This window comes from Streptomyces speibonae (assembly GCF_984686075.1).
Genome location: NZ_OZ480260.1, coordinates 7,446,791 through 7,472,300 on the forward strand (window position 1 = coordinate 7,446,791; position 25,510 = coordinate 7,472,300).

Consider the following 25,510-nt stretch of genomic DNA (forward strand, 5'->3'; position numbering starts at 1 on the left):
GGGCTCAGCTCCCGGCCGTGATCCGGAAGACCGGGTGGTCGGGGGCGATGCGGCGCAGTTCGGCGTCGGAGGAGTCGGGGCCGACCCCCTTGAAGAAGATCCCGACCTCCGCCTTCCACCGCTTGAGGTAGGCGCGCAGCAGCGGCGGCTTGTCGTCGTCGGCCACCTCCGTGGCGGTGAAGACCTCGGCGTGCTTGCCGAGGCGCAGTTCGCCGCCGCCGGCCGCGCGCATGTTGTGCGTCCACTGGACGTGGCCGCGCGGCGCCACGAGGTAGCGCTCGCCGTCGACGGTGAGCACATTGACCGGGGTCGTCCGCCACTGGCCGCTCTTGCGGCCGCGGACGGCGAGGACGCGCGAGCCCCAGACGCTCAGTCCGCGGCGGGTCAGCCAGGCGACGAGCCGGTTGATGACGTTGTTGGTGAACCAGCCCGGCTTCTGCACGTGCGTGGACATGGGGACTCCCGTGGGTGTGGATGGAGAGCACTGCTCGGTTTCGAGAGCAGTGATCTCGTTCGATGGTGCCAGTCTGCCGGAGAACGGTGCTCCAAAGCAAGAGCGGTGCTCTCTTTCGTGTGCGTTGCTCTCCATTGTGTGCAGTGCTCTCACGCTGTGGAACACTGCCCTCATGAGCAGCACACACGGGGCCCGCGCCCGGGCCAGGATCGAAGTGACCGCGGCCATCAAGGAAGAGGCCCGCAGACAGCTGGCGAAGGAGGGAGCCACCAAGCTCTCCCTGCGGGCCGTGGCACGCGAACTCGGCATGGCGTCCTCCGCCCTCTATCGCTACTTCCCCAGCCGTGACGACCTGCTCACCGCCCTCATCATCGACTCCTACGAGTCCCTCGGCGAGGCGGCCGAAGCGGCACGCGACGCGGCCGCCGACGCCGGGCCCGTCCGGCGCTGGACCGTCCTGTGCGAGGGCGTACGCACCTGGGCGCTCACGCATCCCCACGAGTACGCGCTGATCTACGGCACGCCCGTGCCCGGCTACAGCGCCCCCGAGACGACCGTCCCGGCCGCCGCCCGCGCCGTCCTCGTCGCCCTCGGCATCCTCCGGGACGCGCAGTCGGGGCCCGGTCTGGCCCCGCCCTCGCTGCCGCCCGAGCTGAAGCCCGAGGCCGCGCGGATGGCCGCCGACATCGCTCCCGACCTGCCGCCCGAGGTGGTGATGACGGCGCTCGCGGCCTGGGCCCAGATGTTCGGGCTGATCGGGTTCGAGCTGTTCGGGCAGTTCAACCGGGTCGTGGAGGACCGCGACACGTTCTTCCGCCATGTGGTGGGGCAGCTCGCCCGGACGGTGGGTCTGGTGGATCCGCGGCAGGAAGCCGCGACCTGAGGGACCACACGCCGGCCCGCGGTCGTAGAGGGCCTACGGCCGGGATGTACTTCGCCGGGAGTACGTGTGATCACCACGCCGGGTTGACGCCGCCCGGGGTGTCCGGCGTCTAGCGTGGCGGACATGGACGAGCAGCGTGGACCCGGCGCCGGCCCGCCGGGGCGGTGGCGCCACGGGCGGCCGCCCCGCTGGTGGCGGCACGGCCCGCCCGGGTGGACCCGCTGGGTCGACGAGCAGGACGGGTACGGCGAGGCCGAAGGCGACGGCGGCGGCCGCCGTCGCCCCCGGTGGCCCTGGCGCTCCACCTTGCTGGTCACGGTGTTCGTGCTGGTCGGTTCCAACTTCGCGGCCCATGCCCAGGAGGGCGAGCGGGTCGCTCTGGACCTCGGCGGGCGGATCCTGCTGTTCGTGGCGGGCGCGCTGCTGCTGTGGCGCAAGCGTCACGCCGTGCTCGTCCTGTTCAGCACGGTGGCCGCGGTCCTGGGCTACGTGGCGGCCGGATACCCGCACGGGCCGGTGTTCTTCACCGTCGCCGTGGCCTGCTTCAGCGCCATCGTCTCGGGGCACCGGCACGCGGCCTGGGCGGCGATGGCGACGTTCTGGGCGGGGCACCTCCTGATCACCCACGTCCTGTACCGCCACCTGCCGCCCCCCGGTGACGGGGCCGCCTCCTGGACCCAGGGGCTCGTGATCGCCACCTGGCTGGTGGCACTCGTGGCGGTGTCGGAGCTGGCCCGGACCCGCCGTGAGCAATGGGTACGGGAGCGGGCCGAACGGGCCCAGGCGGCACGGCGCCGCGCCGACGAGGAACGGCTGCGGATCGCCCGGGAACTGCACGACGTGCTCGCGCACAGCATCTCCGTGATCAATGTGCAGGCGGGCGTGGGTCTCGCGCTGCTGGACAGCGACCCGGAGCAGGCCCGCAACGCGCTCGGCACCATCAAGGCCAAGAGCAAGGAGGCGCTCGGGGAGGTGCGCCAGGTGCTCGACACGCTGCGCGCCCCCGGCGCCGCCCCCCGCGCCCCCGCCCCCGGCCTCGACCGGCTGCCCGAACTGGTGGAACAGGCACGCGGCGCGGGACTCACCGTGACCGTCGAGGGGGAGATCCCGGAACTGCCCCCGGGCGCGGACCTGGCCGCCTTCCGGATCGTCCAGGAGGCCCTCACCAACGTCGTACGGCACTCGGGCTCGCGCGAGGCGCGGGTGTGCGTCGAACGGGACGGGGGCCGGCTGCGGCTGCGCATCGACGACGACGGGCCCGCCACCGGCGCCGACGCGGGAGGCAGCGGGAACGGACTGGCCGGGATGCGGGAGCGGGCCGCCGCGCTGGATGGCACCATCGAGGCGGGCCCGCGCCCCGACGGCGGATTCCGGGTGCTCGCCGTACTGCCGCTCGAGGTCAAGGAGGACCGTTGATCCGCGTACTGCTCGCCGACGACCAGTCACTGGTCCGGGCAGGGTTCCGCGCGCTGCTGGACGCGCAGCCGGACATCGAGGTCGCCGGGGAGGCGTCGGACGGCGAGGAGGCCCTGCGGCTGATCCGCGAACTGCGGCCCGATGTGGTGCTGATGGACATCCGCATGCCCGCGCTCGACGGTCTGGCCGCCACCCGGCGCGTGACGGAGGACCCGGACCTGGCCGGGGTGAAGGTGGTCATGCTCACCACCTTCGAGCTGGACGAGTACGTCTTCGAGGCCATCCGCTCGGGAGCCTCGGGCTTCCTGGTCAAGGACACCGAGCCGGAGGAACTGCTGCGGGCGGTGCGGGCGGTGGTGGACGGGGACGCCTTGCTGTCGCCCGGGGTGACCCGCCGGCTCATCGCGGAGTTCGCGGCCCGGTCCAAGGAACCGGCGGCCGCCGACGCCCTGGCCGAGCTCACCGAGCGGGAGCGGGAGGTCATGGCGCTGGTGGGCATCGGCCTGACCAACGAGGAGATCGCCCGGCGGCTGGTCGTCAGTCCGCTCACGGCCAAGACCCACGTCAGCCGCACCATGGTGAAACTCGGCGCCCGCGACCGGGCCCAACTGGTCGTGCTGGCCTATGAGTCGGGGCTGGTGCGGCCGGGCTGGCTGGGCTGAGCCGCGCGGCGGAACCGGACCAGCACGGCGACCGTGCGGACCGCGAACAAGGCCGTGGCGAGCACCAGGCCGGCGCCCGTCAGCGACACCTCGACGGCCTCGGGCAGGGCGAAGAGCAGTGCCGGTCCCGCCACGGCGCCCAGGACGACCGCCGCGGCGAACGCCGCGCTGCACAGCGCGTACCCGATCTCGACGGTGATCGCGTCCCGTTCCGCCTGGGTCCGCCGTCCCCCGTGAACCGTCATGCCCGCCCCCTGGTGTCGCTCACCCGCGGAGTCAACCAGGCGTGCCCCCGACGGACAAGCGACCCGCCGGACACACGGTGGAGACGGACCGCCGGATGCCCAGGACCGGGCGTCGCAGCGTTCCTCCTCCGCCCACCGCACCGCGGACTTGGCCCCGATCAGGGACCCGCCCCGGCGGCGGGTGCCGCGCAGGCCCAAGAGCGGGATCAGGAGGTCGGTGAGGGCGAAGCCGGAGCCGACGAGCGGCATGGTCGGGTTCAGACGACGGCGGACGTCTCCCGCCAGAGCGCGGCGAGCTCAGGGTCCCCGGACAGCGCGGGGACCGGCCGCCGATTCCACAGCGCGAGATACAACTCCTCGGCCTGACCGGTCAGCTCACAGTCCGCTTCCTCGGCCGCGTCCCGTGTGGTCACGGGCGGTTCCGGCGACAGCCGCACCGTCCACACCGCGTCGGCGTCGGTGGTGCGCACCCTCAGGACCTTCGGCTTCTCGCTGCGCACCCGGCTCTTGCGCCGCGCGTGGAAGCCGCGCAGCAGCTCGTCGATCCCGTCCACCGCGAACCGGATGCCGAACGGCGTCGGAGCGCCGCCGCGGGCGGACTCCGCGTCGAACCGGTGCACCGCCGTCTCGTGCGCCTGGCGGCGGGCCCAGAAGGCGAGCGCCGACGGCGGCCCGGGCAGGAAGGTGAAGCACTCCACGTCGGGCGCGGCACCGGTCAGGGTGTCCACCAGCCGGCGGTGCGCGGCGCGGTACCAGGCCACGAGCTCGGCGCCGTCCAGGTCCGGATGCTCGCCCATCGGCCGGGGCGCGAGGTGGCCCTCGGCCACGAAGGCCGCGGCCCACCGGTGCACCACGCCGGTGTGCCGGAGCAGGTCCCGTATCTCCCACCCGGGGCAGGCCGGAACGGAGGCGCTCGTGCCCGCCTCCTCCGCCGCGGCGGCCAGCAGCCGGCCCTCTTCCTCCAGGACGTCCACGAACCAGGCAGTATCCATGGGAGGAGTCTGCCGTACGGCCCGGGATCTACGGCAGCGGCGTCCCGCCCGTCGCATTGACGACCTCGGCCGTGATGTACGAGGCCTCCTGCGAGGCGAGGAAGACATACGCGGGGGCCATCTCGGACGGCTGGGCCGGCCTGCCGATGGGCGCCTGCTTGCCGAACTCCCGGGTGTCCGGCAGCGTCGCCGGGATCAGCGGCGTCCACACCGGACCCGGCGCCACGGCGTTGACCCGGATGCCCCGCTCGATCAGCATCTGCGCCAGCCCCTGCGTGAACGTGACGATGGCACCCTTCGTGGTCGCGTAGTCCAGCAGGTGCGGGCTCGGCTTGTACGCCTGCACGGGGCCGAGTTGATGATGCTGCTGCCCTCCCGCATGTGCGGCAGGGCCATCTTGCACAGCCAGAACATGCCGTACAGGTTGGTCCGCAGCACGCGGTCGAACTGCTCCGTGGAGATCGCCTCGATGCCGTCGGGCTGCGACATCTGGTACGCCGCGTTGTTCACCAGGATGTCGATGCCGCCGAACTCCGACACCGCGCGGTCGATCAGTGCCCGGCAGTTCTCCTCGTCCCGCACGTCGCAGACGACGGGCACGGCCCGCCGGCCGGCCTCCTCCACCCACCGCGCGGTCTCGGCGGCGTCGTCCTTCTCGCTGTCCAGATACGTGAAGAGCACGTCCGCGCCCTCGCGGGCGAACGCCAGGGCCACCGCCCGGCCGATCCCGGAGTCCCCGCCCGTGATCACGGCCCTGCGGCCCGTCAGCCGGCCGCTGCCCCGGTAGGAGTCCTCGCCGTGGTCCGGCGGCGGGTCCATCGGACCGGTCCAGCCGGGATGAGGCTGGTCCTGGGAGGGAAAATCGGGCGTCGGGTGCTGCTCGGCGGGGTGCTGCTGTTCGGTCACAATCTCTCCCGTCTCCGTGGGGCGGTCACGCGGTCGGCGCCCGCGACGGAGGGCCGGCGGACGCGGAACACCGGGTACCCCGGCACCGGCATCCGATCCGTGCGCCACCGGTCCGCGTCGCTGCCCGGACGGCCGTACGGGGCGGCCGGTCAGCCCGGGCTCACGCGGCGGGTGGCGAAACCGATGGCGGTGGCCACCGCGGCCAGCAGCGCCACGCTGGTCAGGGCCGCCGGAAGGCTGAACCAGTCGGCCATGAAACCGATCGCGGGCGGGCCGAGGAGCATGCCGCCGTAGCCCAGGGTGGAGGCGGTGGCCACCCCGCTGGGGCCCGCCAGGGCACCCGCCCGTTCGATGGCCACGGGGAAGAGGTTCGCCAGCCCGAGGCCGGTGACCGCATAGCCGAGCAGGGCCGCCCACAGAGACGGGGCGAGCGCGCCGAGCAGCATGCCGGCCGCGGCCGTCGACCCGCCCGCGAGGATCGTACGGGTACGGCCCAGCCGTTCGAGGAGTGTCGTCCCGGACAGGCGTCCGATCGTCATGGCGAGCGCGAAGAGGGAGTACCCGACGGCGGCCGCGCCCGGTGAGGCATCGAGGTCCTCCTCGAGATGGAGCGCACCCCAGTCGGCCAGCGCGCCTTCCCCGTAGGCGGTGCACAGCGCGATCAGTCCGAAGACCACCACCAGCGCGCGGGTGCGCCGGTCCGGCCTGCGCGGGGCCGACGGCTCGGGCCGTCCGGCGTCCGCCGGGGTGAGCGGCTCGCACCGCAGCAGCGCCCGCCCCGCGACCGCCGTCACCAGCAGGCCGACCAGGCCGAGCCCCCACAGGTGCCGGGTCGGTGACAGGGAGCCCGCGACCAGCGCGCCCAGGCCGGCCCCGGTCATGCCGCCCAGACTGAAGGCGGCGTGGAAGCTGGGCATGATCGGCCGCCGCAGCGCGGCCACCAGATCGACGGCGGCGCTGTTGAAGGCGACGTTGATCCCGCCGTAGGCCGCGCCGAACAGCAGCAGCACGGTGCCGAGGGCGAGGGCGGAATGGGTCAGCGGCGGCAGGCCGACGCTGAGGCAGAGCACCACCGCGCAGATGACGGTGACCAGGTGGCTGCCGTACCGGCGGCACAGCCGGCCGGTGAGCGTCATGGTGACGACCGCCCCGGCGGAGACGCCGAGGAGGGCGAGGCCCAGCGCGCTGGCCGAGGCGCCGGTCTGTTCCTTGATGGCGGGGATGCGCACGACCCAGCCGGCGAAGACGAAGCCGTCGAGGGCGAAGAAGGCGGTCAGGGCGAGACGGAGACGTACGAGGTCGGTACCCGGCACCACGCTGTGCGAACGGGTTTTGTTTATTAGCGGCACAAAGTCAGGCTAGGCGGCGACCGGGCCGGGAGCAAGGAGCGCGGGGAAGCGGAGTGCGGGGAAGCGGAGTGCGGGGAGCGGAGTGTCGGGGAGCGGACCGGACCGCGAGCGTGGCGGGCGCGCGCCGGTGAAGCCGTACGGGTGGGGGTCGTTAACCCGTGTGATCGTCCCGGATGGTGGGACCGGGTGGCATGGCCAACCGTGGATCTTGCCGGAGACGGGATATCCGTGCTGACGCGGAGTCAGCTGCCCGGCCTCCCGCGGAAGGACTGATCGATGCGCTCTGCCCGCATGGTGTTCGCCGCTGCCACGGCCACGGCGGCACTCGCCCTCGCCGCGCCCGCGGCCCACGCCGACTACGCCGGTGACGAAGGCCACGACAAGTCTTCTTACAGCAAGGAGCACGACAAGGAGAGCAAGCACGACAAGCCGCACGGCGGTATGCACACGGGCGGCGGGGCCCTCGCCGTCGTGGCCGAGGACGACTGGGGCACCGCCAAGGACCCGAAGTACGACCCCGAGACGTACAAGAACAAGGGCGACTCCCAGAGCGAGGACTCCTGGAGCGGCAAGCACAAGGAGGGGAACCACGAGAAGCCGCGCGGCGGCATGCACACCGGTGGCGGCGGTCTCGCCCAGCCCGGTGTCACCGCGGGCGGTCTGGCCGCCCTCGCGGTCCTCGGCACCGGCGCCTACGCGCTGCGCCGTAAGAAGATCACCGGCGACGTGGCCTGAGCCGTGCCCGGCGGCATAGCGGCCGGGGCCGTCGTACGCGCCGCGCGCGTCATGACGGCCCCGCTCGCTGCGCCGCGTGCCGTGGTGCCGCACCGCATGTCGTCAGATCCCGCTGCCCGTCATGTCGTGACAGTCCCGTTGCTCGGCCCTTCGCGTGTCGTCCCCGCCGTCCTGCCCGAACGAGGTGGTTCCCCCGATGCCGGCCACTCCCCCCACGCCCCCCGAAACCGATCCGGCGTCACCGGTGCGGCGGAGACTGCGCGCCGTCATGACGGCCGTCTTCTGGAGCGGGGCCAGCCTGGTGCTGGCCACGACGCTGATGGGCGGCGGTGAGAGTCCCCCCGACGACGCCCACGGCCGGCAGGCTCCCCCCGCGGTCACCGCGGCTCCGTCCGCCTCCTCCTCGACCGACCCGGCCGCGGGCGAGCCCGCCCCCAGTCCGTCGGCCACCAAGCATCTGCCGCGCTCCGAGCCGACCCGGCTGCTCATCCCCGGCATCGGCGTCGACGCGCCGTTCACCGACCTCGCCCTCAACAGCAAGGGCCAACTCGAACCGCCCCCGGCCGACAACACCAACCTGGTCGGCTGGTACGCCAAGGGCGTCTCCCCGGGGGAACGCGGAACGGCGATCATCGCCGGGCACGTGGACACGGCGACGTCCGCGGCCGTGTTCGTCCGGCTCAGCGAACTGGAGAAGGGGGACCGCTTCCGGGTCCTGCGCGCCGACGGCAGCAAGGCCACGTTCGTGGTGGACGCGACGGAGTCCTTCGACAAGGACGACTTCCCCGACGAACGCGTGTACGCCGACACGCCCGACGCCCAGGTCCGGCTCATCACCTGCGCCGGCGACTACGACCGTTCCGTCAAGGACTACACCGAGAACCTGGTGGTCTTCGCCCACCTCGTCTGAGCCTGCCGGGGCGGCCGGGGTACGGCAGCCCCGGCAGCCCCGGCAGGCCCGCGGGCCGGCCGGATGGGACGGTGTCCGGTCAGGTCCGTGCCGCCTTCCGGTTCCGGGGCAGGGCCTTGCGTGCCAGCGGCCAGGCGAGGAGGAGGACCACGACCGCGTACACGATCACCGAGAACGGCGTGTTGACCAGACCCGTGACACTGCCGTCGCTGATCTGCAGGGCGCGGCGCAGCTGCTGTTCGGCGGCCGGGCCGAGGATCACCCCGATGATGGCGGGCAGCACGGGCAGCCCGTAGCGCCGCATTCCGAAGCCGATCAGACCGATGATCAGCAGGATCACCAGGTCGATCACCTCACCGCCGACCGCGTACGCGCCCACCGCGGCGAAGAACATGATCCCCGCGTAGAGATACGGCCGCGGAATGCGCAGCAGCTTCGCCCACACCGGGGCCAGTGGCAGATTGAGGGCGAGCAGCAGCACCATGCCGACGAACAGCGAGGCGATCAGCCCCCACACCAGGTCCGGCTCGCGCTCGAAGAGCAGCGGGCCCGGCTGGATGCCGTACTGCTGGAACGCCGCCAGCATCACCGCCGCCACCGCCGTGGTCGGCAGACCCAGGGTCAGCATCGACACCAGCGTGCCCGCCGCCGAGGCCGAAGCCGCCGACTCCGGACCCGCGACACCCTCGATCGCCCCCTTGCCCCACTCGTCCTTGTGCTTGGACAGCCGCTTCTCCGTGACGTACGACAGGAACGTCGGGATCTCCGCACCGCCCGCCGGGATCGCACCGAACGGGAAGCCGATGAACGGACCGCGCGCCCAGGACTTCCAGGTGCGCCGCACGTCCGCGCGGCCCAGCCACGGCCGGCCCACCGGAATCGGGTCCGGCGGCCGGCGCCGCAGATGCGCGGCGACCCACAGCGCCTCACCGATGGCGAACAGCCCCACGGCGACAATCACCACGTCGACGCCGTCCGCGAGTTGCAGCGAACCGAACGTCAGCCGCTGCTGGCCGGTCATCTGGTCCAGGCCCACCAGGCCGATCGTCAGACCGATCAGCAGCGAGGCAAGACCGCGGATCCGTGACGAACCGAGCACGGACGTCACAGCGATGAACGCCAGCACCATGATCGCGAAGTAGTCCGGCGCGCCGATGTCCACCGCCAGGTCGGCGACCGTCGGGGCGAGAGCGACCAGCAGCACCGTGCCGACCATGCCGCCCGCGAAGTGCCCGATCGCGGCGGCCGCGAGGGCCTGGGCACCGCGCCCCGACTTGGCCATGGGGTTGCCCTCCATGGCCGCGACCACGGCCGCGCTCTCCCCGGGCGTGTTCAGCAGGATCGACGTCGTCGAACCGCCGAACATCGCGCCGTAGTAGATGCCCGCGAACATGATGAACGCGCCGGTCGGTTCGAGCCCGTACGTCACCGGCAGCAGCAGGGCCACCGCCATCGCCGGGCCGATGCCGGGCAGCACGCCGATCGCCGTGCCGAGCAGCACGCCGACCGCCGCCCACAGCAGATTGAGCGGGGTGAGGGCCGTACCGAAGCCGTCCAGGAGGGAGTTGAGGGCGTTCATGTCACAGCACTCCCATCAGCGGACCGCCGGGCAGCGGCACTCCGAGCAGGTTGTTGAACACGGCGTAGGTGACGAGGGAGACCACCGCCGCGATCAGCGGGTCGCGGTCCGCTCTGCGGCTGCCGAGCGCGAAGGCCGCGCCCCAGAACAGCAGCGCGCCCGCGGCGGGGAAGCCGAGCGGCTCGATGAGCACGGCGGAGCCCAGGAACACACCGGCCAGCAGCAGCACCGTGTGCCAGTCGGCGGGTTCGGACAGATCGATGTCCTCGCCGCCCTCGGCCTCGCCCCGGCCGCCGCGCAACACGTCGACCGCGAGGAGGGCGGCGACAACGAGCAGAGCGGTGCCGACGACGAAGGGCACGGTCTTCGGGCCGACCGGGCCGCGCTGGGTGATGTCGACGTCCATGGTGAACGCGTCGGTCAGGACGAGCACGCCCAGGGCCAGCAGGAGGACGCAGACGCCGAGCTCGGAGTGGTCGCGGAGCCAGGAGCGGGGTGCGGTGGTGCCGGGAGCGGTGGTGCCGGGTGGGGTTCCGTCGGGGGTGTCGTCGGGCGTTTCGTCGCGGGTCGTCGGCGTCGTCACAGTCCCAGCTCCTTCAGTACGGAGACCACACGCTCGTCCTCGGCCGCCAGGAACGTCCCGAATTTCTCGCCGGTCAGGAACGCGTCGTCCCAGCCGTTGCGCTTCATCGACTCCTGCCACTCCTTCGAGCCGTGCAGCTCCTCCAGCAGGCGCACGAGCTTGTCGCGCTCGGCGTCGCTGAGGCCGGGCGGGGCGACGATCCCGCGCCAGTTGGTGAAGTTCACGTCGTAGCCCGCCTCCAGCAGCGTGGGCGCGTCCAGGCCCGCGACCCGCTTCGGTCCGGTGACCGCGAGCAGCCGCAGCTCACCCGACCTGATCTGGTCGAGGTACTCACCCACGCCGGACACCCCGAAGGCGACCTTGTTGCCGAGGATCGACGCGAGCAGCTCGCCGCCGCCGTCGAAGGGGATGTAGTTGACCTCCTTCGGCAGGATCCCGGCGGCCCGCGCCATCAGCATCGGCGCGAGGTGATCCGGCCCGCCGGGGGAGGACCCGCCGCCCACCGGGAGCTTGCCGGGGTTCTCCTTCCAGGCACCGATCAGGTCGTCGATCGTCTTGTACGGGGAGTCCTTCCCGACCACCACGACGTCCTGCTCCTCGGTGAGCCGGGCGATGGGCGTCGTGTCGCCGAGGGTCTTCGGGGCGTCGTTGGAGCGGACGGCGCCGACCACGCCCAGGCCCATCGACATCGCCAGCTTGCCGTTGCCGTGCTCGCTCACCAGCCGGCTGAGACCCACCGTGCCGCCGGCCCCGGGCAGGTTGAACACCTCGACGGAGTGGGTGAGGCCGGCGTCCTCGGCGTTCTTCGCGGCCGTGCGGGCCGTGATGTCGTAGCCGCCGCCGGGCGAGTTGGGGACCATGAAACGCAGGCCCGGGATCTGTGTGCCGCTCTCGGAGCCGCTGCCGGTCGTGAACAGCGCGGGGCCCACGAGTACGAGCACGGCGGCCCCGAGCAGGGCGAGGGGTGTGCGCAGGCGCACGAGTGCCACCACCTGTCGGTCGGTTCTCTGGGATCACGCCAGGCCCTGTGGGGGAGGGTGACGCGGGCCACATGGTGCCCGCGCGCGGGCGGGCTGTCGTCCTTGCGGAACCAATGGAGGTTGTGGTCATTGCGTCAGCGGTGGTGGGTCGGTGGTGCACGTCTCTTTTCCCTGCCGCGGGCGGGGGCCATGATGGGCGGCTCCGGGGGGTCTTGTTGTTTGTTGCTTGTGGCGTGGTGGCGTGGTGGCGTGGTGCGAGGGAGCGGGAACGGAGTGGGAACGATGAGCAGTACGCGGGCTGGGCTGTCCGGGGCCGTCGATGCCGACGCCATCGGGGTTTTGGTGGTCGACGACGACTTCAGGGTGGCCCGGGTGCACCGCGCGTACGTCGAACGCCTCGACGTGTTCCGGGTCGTCGGTGTCGCCGGCAGCGGTGAGGAGGCCATCGCCGCGGTGGACGAGCTCCGGCCCGACCTGGTGCTGCTCGACCTCTATCTGCCCGACGTGTTCGGGCTCGACGTCATCCCGCGGCTGCGCACCGCCGGGCACGACTGCGACGTGATGGTCATCAGCGCCGCCCGTGAGGCGGACGCCGTGCGGGGTGCCGTGCGGCAGGGCGTCGTCGACTATCTGCTCAAGCCGTTCGACTTCGAGGACCTGCGGGGGCGGCTCGAGCGGTACGCGGTTCAGCGTGGGCGGATGCTGGAGACGGTGGTGCGGGGGCAGGCGGACGTCGACCGGGTGCTGGCGGGGGCGGCCGCCGTGCCGGCGTCGCCTGTGCTGCCCAAGGGGATGAGCTCGGAGACCGCGGAACTGATCGAGCGGACCCTGCGGGAGGCGGACGGCAGCCTGTCGGCGACCGAGTGCGCCGGACTGACGGGGGTTTCGCGGGTCAGCGCCCGGCGGTATCTGGAGTACTTCCACACCGTGGGCAGCGTGGAGGTGTCGTTGCGGTACGGGGCCACGGGGAGACCGGAGCGGCGGTATCGGTACCGGGTGCTGGGGGTGGGACCGAGCGGGCCCGGTCGACGGGGCGGGGGGCTGCGGGCGCGGGTTTAGTGTGGGTGGTCGTATGCCTGCGGCGCAGGTGCGGGTGGGGTGGGGGTGCGCGTAGCGCCCACGGTGGGTGGGTGGTGCGGGGGCGGGTCGGGGGTGTACGTCCTCGGTCTGGCGCGATGGGGCTTGTTGGTGGGGCTGAGCGGCGCGGACGCGCCAGCCACTGCGGGCGCACACCCCCGCCCCGCCCCCTCCCGCCACCGGCGAGTGCCGCACCTCGCCGGCTGCGCGCCGCCCCTCCCCGCCGTTCGCGCCTACCGCGCCCCGCCGGCCGCGCGCCGCCCCTCCCCGCGATCCGCGCCATCCGCGCAAGCCGCGTGAGCCGCGTGAGCCGCGGGCAGTCGTGCCTCCCCCAGTGCCTGAAGGGCCTGGGAGGTACCCCCAGGGCGATGGGGGTCCCCCCGCTCATGGGGGTACCTCCCGCTCGAGCGGAGCCGAGAGTGGGGGAGGCATCCCGCAAGCGCCGGGCTGCGCAGACACCCCCCGGCCGGCACCAGCGCAGGGCACCTGCAGAAGCGCCGGGTGTGCAACACCCCCGGCCGGTGCGCACGGCACGGAGCTGCGCCTGCAACCCCCGTGGCCGGCACCGGCGTACGGAGTCGCACAACCCCCGGCCAACAGGCCGTGCTTACCGGCGGCGGGCGAACGACGCCGGCAGCCGCGCCGACGCAACCGCCAGCGCCGTCGCCGCACTGGCGATCCCCAGCACCGCCCCGGCGGCCACGTCACCCGGATAGTGCACTCCCGTATGGATACGCGAGTATCCGACCGCCCCCGCCAGCGCCCCCAACGGCACCGACGCCGCAGGCATCACCGTCCCCACCGCGGTGGCGAAGGCGACCGCGGACGCCGTGTGCCCGGAAGGGAACGACGCCGACGTCGGCATCGGCACATGCCGGTCCACGGTCACCCGCGCCGCCTCCCGGTCCGGCCGGTCCCTGCGCACCAGCCGCTTGCCCAGCAGATTCGCCGACGCCGACGCCACGGCGATCGCGCCGACCCCCGCGAGCGCAGCCCTGCGTGGCCGCGACCCGGCCAGGGTGAGCGCTCCGGCGATGGCGAAGGAGATCTTGGAGTGGTCGGCCGCGTGGGAGAGACGGCGCAGTGCCCGGTCCAGCGTCGGCGTCGGCGTCGCGGCGACCGCCGCGTACAGGGCGCCGTCCACGGCCCTGAGGTCGCCCAGCACCGCGGACGCTGCTCTGCGCAGTCCGTCGGCGGGGGGTACGGGCCTGGTGAGCGGACGGGTGACGTCCGTGGGGGTGGGCTCGCTCATCTGTCTCTCCCGCGATGACATCCTGGAGTGCCCACGGTACGCAAGATCCATCCGAGGAGCCCGCCCACCCCTGCTTCAGCCGGCGCGGAAGGTGCGCAGGCGCAGGGAGTTGCCGACCACGAAGACCGACGAGAACGCCATGGCGGCACCCGCGATCATGGGGTTCAGCAGTCCGGCCGCGGCGAGCGGCAGGGCCCCCACGTTGTAGGCGAACGCCCAGAACAGGTTGGACCGGATGGTGCCGAGGGTGCGCCGGGCGAGGCGGATCGCGTCCGGGGCCGCCCGCAGGTCTCCCCGCACCAGAGTCAGGTCACCGGCCTCGATCGCCGCGTCCGTGCCGGTGCCCATAGCCAGTCCCAGGTCCGCCTGGGCCAGCGCCGCCGCGTCGTTGACCCCGTCGCCGACCATCGCCACCGAACGGCCCTCGGACTGCAGCCGCTTGACGACGTCCACCTTGTCCTGCGGCAGCACCTCGGCGATGACGTCCTCCGGCGCGATACCGACCTCGCGGGCGACCGAGCGGGCCACCGCCTCGTTGTCCCCCGTCAGCAGCACCGGCCGCAGTCCGAGTCCGCGCAGCCTGCGGACGGCCTCGGCGCTGGTCTCCTTCACGGCGTCGGCGATCTCCAGCACCGCTCGCGCCTCCCCGTCCCAGGCGACCAGGACGGCGGTGTGTCCCGCCGCCTCGGCTCTGTCCTTGAGCCGGGCCAGTTCGTCGGGGAGGTCCAGCGACCACGCGCGGAGCAGTCCGTCCCGGCCGACCAGGACGGCGTGTCCGTCGACCAGACCCTGGACGCCCAGTCCCGGCACGTTCGCGAAGTCCTCCGGTGCGGGCAGCTCGCCCAGCTTCTCCCGCGCGCCGTCGGCCACGGCGCGGGCGATCGGGTGCTCGGAGGCGTGTTCCAACGCGCCCGCGAGACGCAGTACTTCGGCCTCGTCCTCGGTGGTGTGCACGGCGAGCAAGGTCATCCGGCCCGTGGTCACCGTGCCGGTCTTGTCCAGGACCACCGTGTCGACGCCGCGCGTGGACTCCAGGACCTCCGGGCCCTTGATCAGGATGCCGAGCTGGGCGCCGCGTCCGGTGCCGACCAGCAGCGCGGTGGGAGTGGCCAGGCCGAGTGCGCAGGGGCAGGCGATGATCAGGACCGCCACGGCGGCGGTGAACGCGGCCGTCAGGCCGGCGCCGTTGCCGAGCCAGAAGCCCAGCGTGCCCAGGGCCAGGGCGATGACGACGGGCACGAAGACGGCCGAGATGCGGTCGGCGAGGCGCTGCGCGGCCGCCTTTCCGTTCTGCGCGTCCTCCACCAGCTTGGCCATGCGGGCCAGTTGGGTGTCCGCGCCGACCCGCGTGGCCGTCACGACGAGCCGCCCGCCCACATTGACGGTGGCCCCGGTGACCGGGTCCCCGGGGGCCACCTCCACCGGGACCGACTCGCCCGTGAGCATCGAGGCGTCCACCGCGGAGGAGCCCTCCACGACGGTTCCGTCGGTCGCGATCTTCTCGCCGGGGCGTACCAGGAAGCGGTCGCCCGTCCTGAGTTCGGTGACGGGGATCGTCTTCTCGGGTCCGTCGGCGGGCAGGACGGTGACGTCCTTCGCGCCCAGCTCCAGAAGGGCGCGGAGTGCCGCGCCCGCCTTCCGCTTCGCGCGTGCCTCGAAGTAGCGGCCGGCCAGGATGAAGGCGGTCACCCCCGCGGCTGCCTCCAGATAGATGTTCCCCGCGCCGTCCCCGCGGGCGATCGTCAGCTCGAAGGGGTGGGTCATCCCGGGCATGCCCGCGGTGCCGAAGAAGAGGGCCCACAGGGACCACAGGAACGCGGCCGACGTCCCCACCGAGATCAGCGTGTCCATGGTGGCCGCGCCGTGCCGCGCGTTGGTGAACGCCGCCCGGTGGAACGGCCAGGCCGCGTAGGTCACCACGGGCGCGGCCAGCGTCAGGGACAGCCACTGCCAGTACTCGAACTGCAGCGCCGGGATCATCGCCATCGCCACCACCGGCACCGCCAGTGTCACCGCTGTGACCAAGCGCTGTCTGAGGGGGCGGAGTTCGTCGGGTTCGCCCTGCTCCGGCTCGGGCGCCGACGGCTCCTGGGCCGTGTATCCGGTGGCCTCGACCGTGGTGATCAGGTCGCGGACGGTCACCTCGCCGTCGTAGGAGATCCGCGCCTTCTCGGTGGCGTAGTTGACGGTGGCGGTGACGCCCTCCATACGGTTGAGCTTCTTCTCGATCCGGGCGGCGCACGAGGCACATGTCATCCCGCCGATCGCGAGTTCCACTTCGGCGGCGGCTCCGGGGGTGGATGTACGGGCGGTCATGCGGGCTCCTGGGTGTATACGGGGTGGGGGTATCGCGTCCGGCTTCCTCATGTATACCCCTGGTGGGTATTCGGGGCAAGGTGGGGGGTGGCTTGACTTGATACCCTAGGGGGGTATCTTGAGCTGTGTGGATCGGCTCCTCGGGGAGTCGACGGTCCTGTTTCGGAGGAGACGGTCATGAACACCGGACTGAAGATCACCGCGTTCGCAGCCGCCCTGGCTGCCACCTTCGGCACGGCGTACGGCGTCGGTGAGGCGATCGATCCGGTCGTCGCCGAGCCCGCGCCGCCGAAGCACGAGAAGCGGCACGAACCGCCTTCGGCACAAGCGCACGGTGCCGGTGGGCTGCAGATCTCCGAGAGGGGTTACACCCTGGAGCTGGAGACTCCTCGTGTCGCCGCCGGGCACCGCGCCGGCCTGCGCTTCACGGTCCGGGACGACCGGGGACGGGCCGTGACCGAGTACCGTCGCGAGCACGACAAGGAGCTCCATCTGATCATCGCCTCGCGCGATCTGCTCACCTACCGCCATCTGCACCCCACCCGGGCGGCGGACGGCACCTGGACCACCTCTGTCGAGCTTCCCCGGGCCGGCGGCTACCGGGTCTTCGCCGACTTCACCCCGGCGCGCGAGGGCGCGGAGAACCTCACCCTCGGAGCCGACCTCGCCGCCTCCGGTTCCTATCGGCCCCAGGAGCTTCCCCCGGCCGCCGACATCGCCCGCGTGGACGGCTACGAGGTCGAGCTGGAGGGGTCACTGCGGCCCGGCCGGGCGAGCGAACTGCGGCTGAGCGTCTCGCGTGACGGCAAGCCCGTCACCGACCTCCAGCCCTACCTCGGCGCCTACGGGCATCTGGTCGCCCTGCGTTCCGGAGACCTCGCCTACCTGCACGTACACCCCCACGGCGAACCCGGCGACGGCACGACCCGGCCCGGCCCCGAGGTCTCCTTCACGGCCAGTGCGCCCAGCGGCGGCAGGTACCGGCTGTTCCTCGACTTCCAGCACGAGGGCGTGGTGCGTACCGCGGCGTTCACGGTCGAGGCGGGGGAGCGGGGCGAGGTGAGCGCGCCGGAGCACTCCGACGACGGTCACGGGCACTGAGTCTCAGCCCAGGGCGCGGTCCAGGTTGAACGCGGCGCTGATCAGGGACAGGTGCGTGAACGCCTGGGGGAAGTTCCCCTGTTGCTCACCGGTGTGGCTGATCTCCTCGGCGTAGAGGCCGACATGGTTGGCGTAGGTGAGCATCTTCTCGAAGGCGAGGCGGGCCTCGTCGAGCCGGCCGGCCCGCGTCAGCGCCTCGACGTACCAGAAGGAGCAGATGGAGAACGTGCCCTCGTCGCCGCGCAGGCCGTCGGGGCTCGCGTTCGGGTCGTAGCGGTAGACCAGGGAGTCCGACACCAGCTCCGCGGTGAGGGAGTCCAGCGTGGACAGCCACTTCGGATCGGTCGGCGCGATGAACATCGCCAGCGGCATCATCAGGACCGACGCGTCCAGCACGTCCCCGTCCTCGTGCTGCACGAACGCCTGCCGTTCGTCGGACCAGTAACGGCTCATGATCCGCCGGTACACGGTGTCCCGGGTCGCCCGCCAGCGGGGGAGATCGGCGGGCAGGCCCCGCCGGTGGGCCATCCGGATGGCCCGCTCGATCGCCACCCAGCACATCAGGCGCGAGTACAGGTAGTTCTTCCGTCCGCCGCGCGTCTCCCAGATGCCCTCATCGGGCTGGTCCCAGTTCGCACACACCCAGTCCACCAGCGCCGTCACATGGTCCCACTGCTCGCTGGAGACGGACTCGGCCCACTTGTCGTACAGGTAGATGGAGTCGACCAGCGCCCCGTAGATGTCGAGCTGCAACTGCTCGGCCGCCGCGTTCCCGACACGTACGGGCGCCGAACCCTGGTGGCCCTCCAGATGGTTCAGTTCCGTCTCGGACAGGTCGGTGCGGCCGTCGATGCCGTACATGATCTGCAAGGGGCCCGAGGCCTTGCGGTCACCCGGGCTGATGTGCAGGGAGACGAACGTCATGAACCCCTTGGCCTCCTCGGTGAACCCCAGGCGCAGCAGCGCGTACACGCAGAACGCGGCGTCGCGCACCCACACGTACCGGTAGTCCCAGTTGCGTTCGCCGCCGAGCTGCTCGGGCAGACTGGTCGTCGGCGCGGCCACGATCGCGCCCGTCGGCGCGTGCGTGAGCAGCTTCAGCGTGAGGGCCGAGCGGTGCACCATCTCCCGCCACCGCCCCTTGTACCGCGAGGACGCCAGCCAGCGCCGCCAGTACGCCACCGTCGCGTTGAACTCCCGCTCCGCCTCCCCGCACTCGCACCGGTACGGCGACGCGTCCTCGGCGCACTGATCCAGCGTGAGCACCGCCGTCTCGCCCTCGGTCAGCTTGAAGTCGGCCCGTACGTCCGTGCCGTCGGCCTCCAGCGGGACGGTGGCCGTCAGCGCCAGGCACAGGTCACGGCACGAGAAGACCGCGATGTCTCCGGTCAGCCGCACCGTGTGCGGCACGGCGCCGTAGCCGAAGCGCGGTGCCACCCGCGTGCGGAACGGCACGGACCCGCGGACGCAGAGCACCCGGCGGATCAGCCGGTGCGGGCGCCGCGCGGACGACTCGCCGTCGATGGGAATGAAGTCCTGCACCTCGCCGATCCCGTCCTCGGTGAAGAACCGGGTGATCAGGACGTTGGTGTCGGGGAAGTAGAACTGCTTGGTGTGCGCCGGCACGGCCGCCGCCAGCTGGAAGGAGCCGCCCCGCTCGGCGTCCAGCAGCGCGGCGAAGACACTCGGCGAGTCGAAGGACGGACAGCAGTACCAGTCGATGGTGCCGTCGGTTCCCACCAGCGCCGCGCTGCGCAGATCGCCGATCAGTCCGTGGTCGGCGATCGGCGTGTACCGCGGCTTGTGTCCGTTGGCCGTCCCGTCCATCGCAGCCTCCCGGGTGCGGCGCGCCCTGTCTGGTATGCGTCACTTCGTCCAGGGTAGGTCCGCGGGCGGGCTTCACGCCGTGACGACCCGCAGCCCCGCCTCCTCGAAGCGGCGTACGGTCTCCGGATCCGCCGTCGAGTCCGTGACCAGTGTGTCCACCGACTCGGCCGGACAGATCCGGGCGAACGCCCGCCGGTCCAGCTTGCTGGAGTCGGCGGCCACGATCACCCGCTCGGCCCGCTCGCACAGCCGCCGGTTGATCGCGGCCTCCGCCTCGTCATGGGCCGCGGCCCCGTGCTCGGCGTCGAAGGCCACCACGCCGAGCACCGCGACATCGAGGGTGATCTGCCCGAGGACCCCGTCCGCGAGCGGGCCGACCAGCTCGTAGGACTGGGCCCGGGCCACTCCGCCGGTCAGCACGATCTTGAACTGGGGGCGCACGGCCAGTTCGTTGGCGATGTTCAGCGCGTTGGTCACCACGGTCAGCGCGGGCGACCCGGAGGTGAGATCGCCCCGTGCGGCGAGTGCCCGCGCCACCTCCGTCGTGGTCGTCCCGCCGGTCAGTCCCACCGCCTCACCCGGCGCGACGAGATCCGCCACCGCCTTGGCGATGCGCTGCTTCTCCGAGGCGTGCCGCGCCGACTTGTAGCGCAGCGGCAGCTCGTACGACACCCCGTGCACCACCGCGCCGCCCCGGGTACGCACCAGCATCTGCTGCTCGGCCAGCTGGTCGAAGTCGCGCCGGATGGTCGCCGCCGACACCCCCAGCTCCCCGGCCGCCTCCTCGACGTCCAGCCGGCCGCGCTCGACGAGCAGCTCCAGCAGTGTCTTCCAGCGGGCGTCCCGTGACATCGCCCCTCCCGTTCCTCCGGTCCCCGGCCACCCTAACCCCCGTCTGATGCTTGATTCCATTTGAAAGAGCGCCCTACCTTGCAAGAACGCGCAGTGAGAGGGCTGCTGCCGCTCGCCCGGGCTCCGGACGCCGGGTTCGGCTCCCTGATGTACGACGCCTCGCGGCTGCCCTACGCGCGGCTACCGCACGGCCGGACGGGAGGCGATGGCCCGGACGGTGGCGATGCTCAGGGACGTCAGCGCTTGACGGCCCTGAGCACCACGAACTTCCGGTCGCTTGCCACCACTTCGCCGTTGCCGAACAGCCGCCGCAGCTTCACGTGGTACCCCAGGTGCCGGTTGCCGATCACCCACAGCTCGCCGCCCGGGCGCAGGGTGCGGCGGGCACCCGTGAACATGCGCCAGGCGGTGGCGTCGGTGGTGGCCTGGTGGGAGTGGAACGGCGGGTTGTTGAGCACCAGGTCGACGCTGCCCGACGGTACGCCCGACAGACCGTCGCCGACCCGGAACTCGGCCTGCCCGCGCACGCCGTTCGCCCGGTACGTGGCCTCCGCCGAGGCCACCGCCTGGAAGGACTCGTCGACGAACAGCACCTCGGCCCGCGGATCGGCCAGCGCCATCGCCGTGCCGACGACGCCGTTGCCGCAGCCCAGGTCCACCACCCGCCCGCCGCGGCCGGCGGGCAGATGCGTGAGGAAGAAGCGGGTGCCGATGTCGAGGCGGTCCGCGCAGAAGACCCCGGCGTGGTTGACGACCGTCCGGCCCGAGACCGGGCCGATGCCGTCGGGGAGCGTGTAGCGGTACGGCCAGGGGTTGACGGGGCGTGCCGTGGCGGGATCGGGCGTGCAGAAGATCAGCCGTGCCTTCTTCTCGGCGAGCGAGGTCCTGGTCGGGCCGAGGATCCGCTCGAAGAGGTTCAGCGTCGAGGTGTGGATCTCCTTCACCATGCCGGTGCCCACGACGACCGTTCCCTCGTGCACCGCGGGTGCCAGCCGCAGCAGCTGGTCCTCCAGCAGGGCCAGGCTCTTCGGCACCCGCACGAGCAGGACGTCGATCCGCTCCGGCGGGGGATCCTGCGTGGTGAGCAGCCGTACCGTGCCGGGCTCCACCGCGTTGCGGGCCAGGTTGGCGCGGGTCGCCTCCTGCCCGAGCCAGGAGTCGGTGATCTGCGTCGGCCGGTGCTCCGCCAGCGCCGTCACCAGCGCGCCCCAGCGGTCGCCGACGACCACGACCGTGCCGGACAGCGGGACCTCCCGGTCGGCGAGATGTCTCAGGAGGTAGGCGTCGGACGCGTCCCAGGCGCGCAGCCGGTCCCGCGGGTCCTCGGGGAACCGGGCCAGCACCCGGTCGCCCCACGGCGTCGTCATACGGTCGTTCATCGTCCGGCCAGGCTATCCGAGCGGCGACGGGCAGCCGTCGGGGAGGATGGCAGGCATGGACGCCGAGCTGTTCCCCCGGGCACGGACCGAGATCGCGCCGGGCGCGGTGCACGTGCCGGACTGGCTCGACGCGCGGGACCAGCGGGAGCTCCTCGAGGCGTGCCGTGGGTGGGCCCGGCCGCCCGCCGGGCTGCGCACCGTGCGCACCCCGGGAGGCGGCACCATGACCGCCCGGCAGGTGTGCCTCGGGTGGCACTGGTATCCGTACGGCTACGCCCGCACCGTCGTCGATGGTGACGGCGCGCCGGTGAAGCCGTTCCCCGCGCGGCTCGGCGCACTGGGCCGCCGCGCGGTGACCGACGTGCTGGGCGCGGACACCGCGGGGGAGGCCGCATACGACATCGCCCTGATCAACTTCTACGACGCCGGCGCCCGCATGGGCATGCACCGCGACAGCGACGAGAAGGCGCGGGCGCCCGTGGTGTCGCTGAGCCTCGGTGACACCTGCGTCTTCCGCTTCGGCAACCCCCGGACCCGCGGCCGCCCCTGGACGGACGTGCAGCTGCGCAGCGGCGACCTGTTCGTCTTCGGCGGGCCGTCCCGGCTCGCGTACCACGGCGTTCCCCGGGTGTACGCGGGCAGCGGGCCGCCGGAGTTGGGGCTGTCGGGGCGGCTGAACATCACGCTGCGGGTCAGCGGCCTGTAGTCCGTGCCGTCTGCGGATCATGGGAGACTCGCCTTCATGAGCGGGAAGGCGGACCCCCGGCCGGCGGGGGAAGGGACCACCTCGAGGACGCGGCTGGACCGGGGGCGCGGCGCGCTCGGACCCGCGCTGGAGCTCGTGCACACGGGCCGCGCGCCGACCCGCGCGGTGCTCACCGCCGAACTGGGTGTGACCCGCGCGACGGCGGGTGCGGTCGCCGCCGAACTCGAGGCGCTCGGGCTGATCCGGGTCGACGCCCGGCCCGGTGCGGCGGCCGGTTCGCAGGGGCGCCCCTCGCACCGGCTCTCCGTCGCCGAGGACGGCCCCGTGGCGCTCGCCGCGCAGGTGCACGCCGACGGTTTCCGCGCGGCCCTCGTCGGTCTCGGCGGCCGTATCGTCGCCACCGCGCCGGGCTGCGAGGTCGTCGACGCCGACCCGGCCAAGGTCCTCGGATCCGTCGTCGAGACCGGCGCCGACCTGCTGCGGGAGACCGGGCGGCGATGCGTGGGCGCCGGACTCGCGGTGCCCTCGGCGGTGGCCGAACCGGAAGGGCTCGCCCTCAACCCCCTGCACCTGGCCTGGCCCGCGGGCGCCCCGGTGCGGGAGATCTTCGCCGAACAGGTGCGCGCGGCCGGTCTGGACGGGCCCGCCTTCGCGGCCAACGACGTCAACCTCGCCGCCCTCGCCGAACACCGGCACGGCGCCGGGCGCGGCTCCCGCGACCTGCTGTGCGTGGCCACCGGTCACCGCGGTGTCGGCGGCGCGCTCGTCCTCGACGGCCGTCTGCACTCCGGCAGTTCGGGACTCGCGCTGGAGGTCGGGCACCTCGCCGTCAACCCCGCGGGCCGCCCCTGTCACTGCGGCAGCCGCGGCTGTCTCGACATCGAGGCGGACCCGCTGGCGCTGCTGACCGCGGCGGGCCGGGCGCCGGGACCCGAGATGTCCCTGCTCCGGCAGGCCGACGAGCTGATCCGCCGGCACTACGACGACCCGGACGTGCGCATCGCGGCCGAGACCCTCATCGACCGGCTGGGCCTGGGCCTGGCCGGACTGGTCAACATCCTCAACCCCGACCGGATCATCCTCGGCGGACTGCACCGCACCCTGCTGGAGGCCGACCCCGAGCGGCTCCGTGCGGTCGTCGCGGACCGCAGCCTGTGGGGCCGCAGCGGCGGCGTGCCCATCCTCCCCTGCACCCTGGCATACAACAGCCTGGTCGGCGCGGCGGAACTCGCCTGGCAGCCGGTGCTGGACGATCCTCTGGGAGCACTGACGTAGAACGCCCGCCGTACGACGCACAGAAAGCCGACCCACATGACCGAGCAGCTCACCGTCAGCGTCCTGGGCACCGGCATCATGGGCGCGGCCATGGCCCGCAACCTCGCCCGCGCCGGCCACACCGTCCGGGTCTGGAACCGCACCCGCGCCAAGGCCGAACCGCTCGCCGCCGAGGGCGCCCACGTCGCCGCCGGCCCCGCCGAGGCGGTCGAGTCGGCCGACGTCGTCCTGACCATGCTGTACGACGCGGCGGCCACCCTGGAGACGATGCGCCGGGCCGCCCCCGCCCTGCGCCCCGGAACCGTCTGGTCCCAGTCCACCACCGCGGGGCTCGAGGGCGTCGCCGACCTGGCCGCCTTCGCCCGTGAGCAGGGCCTGCTCTTCTACGACGCCCCGGTCCTGGGCACCCGCGAGCCCGCCGAGGCCGGCCGGCTGACCGTGCTCGCCGCCGGTCCCGCCGACGGCCGGGACCGGGTGACCCCCGTCTTCGACGCCGTGGGCGCCCGTACGGTGTGGACCGGCGAGGACGGGGCGGCCGCGAGCGCGACCCGTCTGAAGCTGGTCGCCAACAGCTGGGTCGTCGCGGTCACCGCCGCCGCCGGGGAGACCCTCTCCCTGGCCGAGGCCCTGGACGTGGCGCCGGACGCCTTCTTCGACCTCATCGCCGGCGGCCCGCTCGACATGGGCTATCTGCGCGCCAAGTCCGCACTGATCCTCGAGGGACGGCTCAGCCCGGCCCAGTTCGCCGTGACGACCGCGGCCAAGGACGCCAGACTGATCGTGCGGGCCGGTGAACAGCACGGCGTGCGCCTGGACGTCGCCGCCGCGAGCGCCGAACGACTGGAGCGCGCCGCCGGCCTGGGTCACGGCGAGGAGGACATGGCCGCGGCCTACTACGCCGGCTTCGACGCCGGGCCCGCCGCCTGAGCAGGAACGACGACCCCCACCGTCCAGCACACCGAGGAGCCCCTGGTGTCCAAGCCCCCACTCCCGCCCGAGGCCGAGGAACTGTTGCGCAGGCCCAACCCCTGCGTCATGGCCACACTCCGCTCCGACGGCGCGCCCGTCTCCACCCCCACCTGGTACCTCTGGGAGAACGGCCGCGCCCTGCTCAACTTCGACGAGGGCCGGGTACGGCTCCGGCACGTCCGCCGCGATCCCCGCGTCACCCTCACGGTGCTGGCCAGTGACGACTGGTACACCCACGTCACCCTGATCGGGCGGGTCGCCGAGCTGTACGACGACACGGACCTGGCCGACATCGACCGGCTGGCCCGGCACTACGTGGGCGGGCCGTACCCGGACCGCGAGCGTGGCCGGGTCAGCGGCTGGGTCGAGGTCGAACGCTGGCACGGCTGGGGCGCGATGAAGGACAGCGCCCAGCCGGGCTGACCCGGAGCCGGCCGGCCCCGGGCGCGTTCACCACTGGCGCCCCCGGGGCAGCCGGTCCCGCTCCGGTTCCGACAGGTGCAGCACCTGGAAGACCTCTCCCTCGGCGTCGGGCGTGGCCCGCCCCCGGAGCGAGAAGAGCACCAGTTCCCAGCGCGTGGTGTCCACGGCGGCCGCCGCGAGCACCACGCCGTCCAGGCCGGCCAGCCGCCGGCACTCCCGCGCCGCCTCCTCGGCCACCTCGCCGACCGGCACCCCGTCCGGCACCGGCCGCCGGTGGCGCACCGCCACGGCCGCGGGACCGGCCGCGGCCACCCCCTCCTCGTACGCCAGACCGGACCACTGCCGGGCGGGGGGACGGCCGAAGTCGTCGGCGATCCCCTGGAAACCGCCGCCCCACAGGAACGCGTTCATGCCCTCCACGGTGCGCCACAGGTAGAACGGCGCGTACTGATTGACCGGCGAACCGTGCACCCCGCGCTCACGCACCAGATACGCCTTGACGCCGAGGCCCGGCCAGGTGTCGAGCAGATGCCCGCGCCGGGCCACCCGGTCCCGGACGATCCCCATGTCGTAGTCGGCGGGCAGGGTGAGTTCGTACTGCAGGGCATGCACACAGGCCTCCTCGAGGCGGGTCGGGCC

23 protein-coding genes and 2 pseudogenes are annotated in these 25,510 nt (G+C 72.9%); 11 read left to right on the forward strand and 14 right to left on the reverse strand.

The features are described 5' to 3' along the window. Window positions 1–4 precede the first annotated feature (4 nt). Window positions 5–454, reverse strand: a complete 450-nt coding sequence (locus tag AC5L3C_RS33480; RefSeq protein WP_493652865.1) for a nitroreductase family deazaflavin-dependent oxidoreductase — start codon at window positions 452–454, stop codon at window positions 5–7. Between the two features lie 172 nt (window positions 455–626). Here AC5L3C_RS33480 and AC5L3C_RS33485 point away from each other — a divergent pair, with 172 nt between their 5' ends. The 3 genes from AC5L3C_RS33485 to AC5L3C_RS33495 all read left to right on the forward strand — a co-directional run bounded on the left by AC5L3C_RS33485 (window position 627) and on the right by AC5L3C_RS33495 (window position 3,415). After that, complete coding sequence (locus tag AC5L3C_RS33485) at window positions 627–1,337, forward strand: TetR/AcrR family transcriptional regulator (protein WP_493652866.1); 711 nt, start codon at window positions 627–629, stop codon at window positions 1,335–1,337. Between the two features lie 123 nt (window positions 1,338–1,460). After that, complete coding sequence (locus tag AC5L3C_RS33490) at window positions 1,461–2,753, forward strand: sensor histidine kinase (RefSeq protein WP_493652867.1); 1,293 nt, start codon at window positions 1,461–1,463, stop codon at window positions 2,751–2,753. Further along, complete coding sequence (locus tag AC5L3C_RS33495; protein WP_493652868.1) at window positions 2,750–3,415, forward strand: response regulator; 666 nt, start codon at window positions 2,750–2,752, stop codon at window positions 3,413–3,415. Before AC5L3C_RS33490 ends, AC5L3C_RS33495 begins: the two co-directional genes overlap by 4 nt. Here the strand turns inward: AC5L3C_RS33495 and AC5L3C_RS33500 are convergent. The 4 genes and pseudogenes from AC5L3C_RS33500 to AC5L3C_RS33515 all read right to left on the reverse strand — a co-directional run bounded on the left by AC5L3C_RS33500 (window position 3,376) and on the right by AC5L3C_RS33515 (window position 6,871). Next, the gene (locus AC5L3C_RS33500; protein ID WP_493652869.1) at window positions 3,376–3,660 is read right to left on the reverse strand and encodes a DUF6332 family protein; all 285 of its coding nucleotides are present in this window, start codon (window positions 3,658–3,660) and stop codon (window positions 3,376–3,378) included. The genes AC5L3C_RS33495 and AC5L3C_RS33500 overlap by 40 nt on opposite strands. Window positions 3,661–3,917: 257 nt before the next feature. Next, window positions 3,918–4,652 (reverse strand): maleylpyruvate isomerase family mycothiol-dependent enzyme, encoded by a 735-nt coding sequence (locus AC5L3C_RS33505; protein ID WP_493652870.1) that lies wholly within the window; start codon window positions 4,650–4,652, stop codon window positions 3,918–3,920. Window positions 4,653–4,680: 28 nt separating this feature from the next. Next, window positions 4,681–5,558: pseudogene (locus tag AC5L3C_RS33510) on the reverse strand (SDR family oxidoreductase). Window positions 5,559–5,707: 149 nt separating this feature from the next. Beyond that, complete coding sequence (locus AC5L3C_RS33515) at window positions 5,708–6,871, reverse strand: MFS transporter (RefSeq protein ID WP_493652871.1); 1,164 nt, start codon at window positions 6,869–6,871, stop codon at window positions 5,708–5,710. Window positions 6,872–7,183: 312 nt separating this feature from the next. On the opposite strand from AC5L3C_RS33515, the gene AC5L3C_RS33520 reads away from it, so the two are divergent. Continuing rightward, window positions 7,184–7,642, forward strand: coding sequence for a hypothetical protein (locus AC5L3C_RS33520; protein WP_493652872.1), 459 nt, complete (start codon window positions 7,184–7,186; stop codon window positions 7,640–7,642). 196 nt (window positions 7,643–7,838) lie between these two features. Continuing rightward, a complete protein-coding gene (locus AC5L3C_RS33525; RefSeq protein ID WP_493652873.1) occupies window positions 7,839–8,552 on the forward strand; it encodes a class F sortase in 714 nt (237 codons plus the stop codon). Between the two features lie 79 nt (window positions 8,553–8,631). On the opposite strand, the gene AC5L3C_RS33530 is transcribed toward AC5L3C_RS33525, so the two are convergent. The 3 genes from AC5L3C_RS33530 to AC5L3C_RS33540 are packed head-to-tail and all read right to left on the reverse strand — an operon-like array spanning window position 8,632 to window position 11,694. After that, window positions 8,632–10,131 carry a tripartite tricarboxylate transporter permease gene (locus tag AC5L3C_RS33530; RefSeq protein ID WP_493652874.1) on the reverse strand — a complete coding sequence of 500 codons (1,500 nt, stop codon included), beginning with the start codon at window positions 10,129–10,131 and terminating at the stop codon, window positions 8,632–8,634. A 1-nt stretch (window position 10,132) separates the two neighbouring features. Further along, window positions 10,133–10,714, reverse strand: coding sequence for a tripartite tricarboxylate transporter TctB family protein (locus tag AC5L3C_RS33535; protein WP_493652875.1), 582 nt, complete (start codon window positions 10,712–10,714; stop codon window positions 10,133–10,135). Then, window positions 10,711–11,694 (reverse strand): Bug family tripartite tricarboxylate transporter substrate binding protein, encoded by a 984-nt coding sequence (locus AC5L3C_RS33540; protein ID WP_493654130.1) that lies wholly within the window; start codon window positions 11,692–11,694, stop codon window positions 10,711–10,713. The genes AC5L3C_RS33535 and AC5L3C_RS33540 overlap by 4 nt, the downstream gene beginning before the upstream one ends. A gap of 282 nt (window positions 11,695–11,976) precedes the next feature. Here AC5L3C_RS33540 and AC5L3C_RS33545 point away from each other — a divergent pair, with 282 nt between their 5' ends. Further along, window positions 11,977–12,753 carry a response regulator gene (locus AC5L3C_RS33545; protein WP_493652876.1) on the forward strand — a complete coding sequence of 259 codons (777 nt, stop codon included), beginning with the start codon at window positions 11,977–11,979 and terminating at the stop codon, window positions 12,751–12,753. Between the two features lie 625 nt (window positions 12,754–13,378). On the opposite strand, the gene AC5L3C_RS33550 is transcribed toward AC5L3C_RS33545, so the two are convergent. Further along, the gene (locus AC5L3C_RS33550; RefSeq protein ID WP_125508905.1) at window positions 13,379–14,023 is read right to left on the reverse strand and encodes a phosphatase PAP2 family protein; all 645 of its coding nucleotides are present in this window, start codon (window positions 14,021–14,023) and stop codon (window positions 13,379–13,381) included. A 75-nt stretch (window positions 14,024–14,098) separates the two neighbouring features. Then, a complete protein-coding gene (locus AC5L3C_RS33555; RefSeq protein ID WP_493652877.1) occupies window positions 14,099–16,339 on the reverse strand; it encodes a heavy metal translocating P-type ATPase in 2,241 nt (746 codons plus the stop codon). 177 nt (window positions 16,340–16,516) lie between these two features. Here AC5L3C_RS33555 and AC5L3C_RS33560 point away from each other — a divergent pair, with 177 nt between their 5' ends. Beyond that, a complete protein-coding gene (locus AC5L3C_RS33560; protein ID WP_493652878.1) occupies window positions 16,517–17,440 on the forward strand; it encodes a DUF8832 domain-containing protein in 924 nt (307 codons plus the stop codon). 3 nt (window positions 17,441–17,443) lie between these two features. Here AC5L3C_RS33560 and AC5L3C_RS33565 read toward each other — a convergent pair whose 3' ends face one another. From AC5L3C_RS33565 to AC5L3C_RS33575, 3 genes are all read right to left on the reverse strand, one after another. Then, on the reverse strand, window positions 17,444–19,267 hold the full coding sequence (locus AC5L3C_RS33565; RefSeq protein ID WP_493652879.1) for a glycoside hydrolase family 15 protein: 1,824 nt from the start codon (window positions 19,265–19,267) through the stop codon (window positions 17,444–17,446). Window positions 19,268–19,339: 72 nt separating this feature from the next. Continuing rightward, window positions 19,340–20,119, reverse strand: a complete 780-nt coding sequence (locus tag AC5L3C_RS33570; protein WP_125508913.1) for a DeoR/GlpR family DNA-binding transcription regulator — start codon at window positions 20,117–20,119, stop codon at window positions 19,340–19,342. A 236-nt stretch (window positions 20,120–20,355) separates the two neighbouring features. Next, window positions 20,356–21,486: a methyltransferase gene (locus AC5L3C_RS33575; protein ID WP_493654132.1), complete on the reverse strand. Its 1,131-nt coding sequence runs from the start codon at window positions 21,484–21,486 to the stop codon at window positions 20,356–20,358. Window positions 21,487–21,553: 67 nt separating this feature from the next. On the opposite strand from AC5L3C_RS33575, the gene AC5L3C_RS33580 reads away from it, so the two are divergent. The 4 genes and pseudogenes from AC5L3C_RS33580 (at window position 21,554) to AC5L3C_RS33595 (ending at window position 24,871) form a co-directional block, all read left to right on the forward strand. Then, on the forward strand, window positions 21,554–22,204 hold the full coding sequence (locus AC5L3C_RS33580; RefSeq protein ID WP_493652880.1) for an alpha-ketoglutarate-dependent dioxygenase AlkB family protein: 651 nt from the start codon (window positions 21,554–21,556) through the stop codon (window positions 22,202–22,204). Window positions 22,205–22,240: 36 nt separating this feature from the next. Further along, window positions 22,241–23,479, forward strand: a complete 1,239-nt coding sequence (locus AC5L3C_RS33585; RefSeq protein ID WP_493652881.1) for an ROK family protein — start codon at window positions 22,241–22,243, stop codon at window positions 23,477–23,479. Window positions 23,480–23,512: 33 nt separating this feature from the next. Continuing rightward, window positions 23,513–24,406, forward strand: a pseudogene (locus tag AC5L3C_RS33590) (NAD(P)-dependent oxidoreductase); the annotation flags it as partial. 45 nt (window positions 24,407–24,451) lie between these two features. Then, a complete protein-coding gene (locus tag AC5L3C_RS33595) occupies window positions 24,452–24,871 on the forward strand; it encodes a PPOX class F420-dependent oxidoreductase (RefSeq protein ID WP_164555767.1) in 420 nt (139 codons plus the stop codon). A 27-nt stretch (window positions 24,872–24,898) separates the two neighbouring features. On the opposite strand, the gene AC5L3C_RS33600 is transcribed toward AC5L3C_RS33595, so the two are convergent. Continuing rightward, window positions 24,899–25,483 (reverse strand): DUF4865 family protein, encoded by a 585-nt coding sequence (locus AC5L3C_RS33600; protein ID WP_493652882.1) that lies wholly within the window; start codon window positions 25,481–25,483, stop codon window positions 24,899–24,901. Window positions 25,484–25,510: the final 27 nt, after the last annotated feature.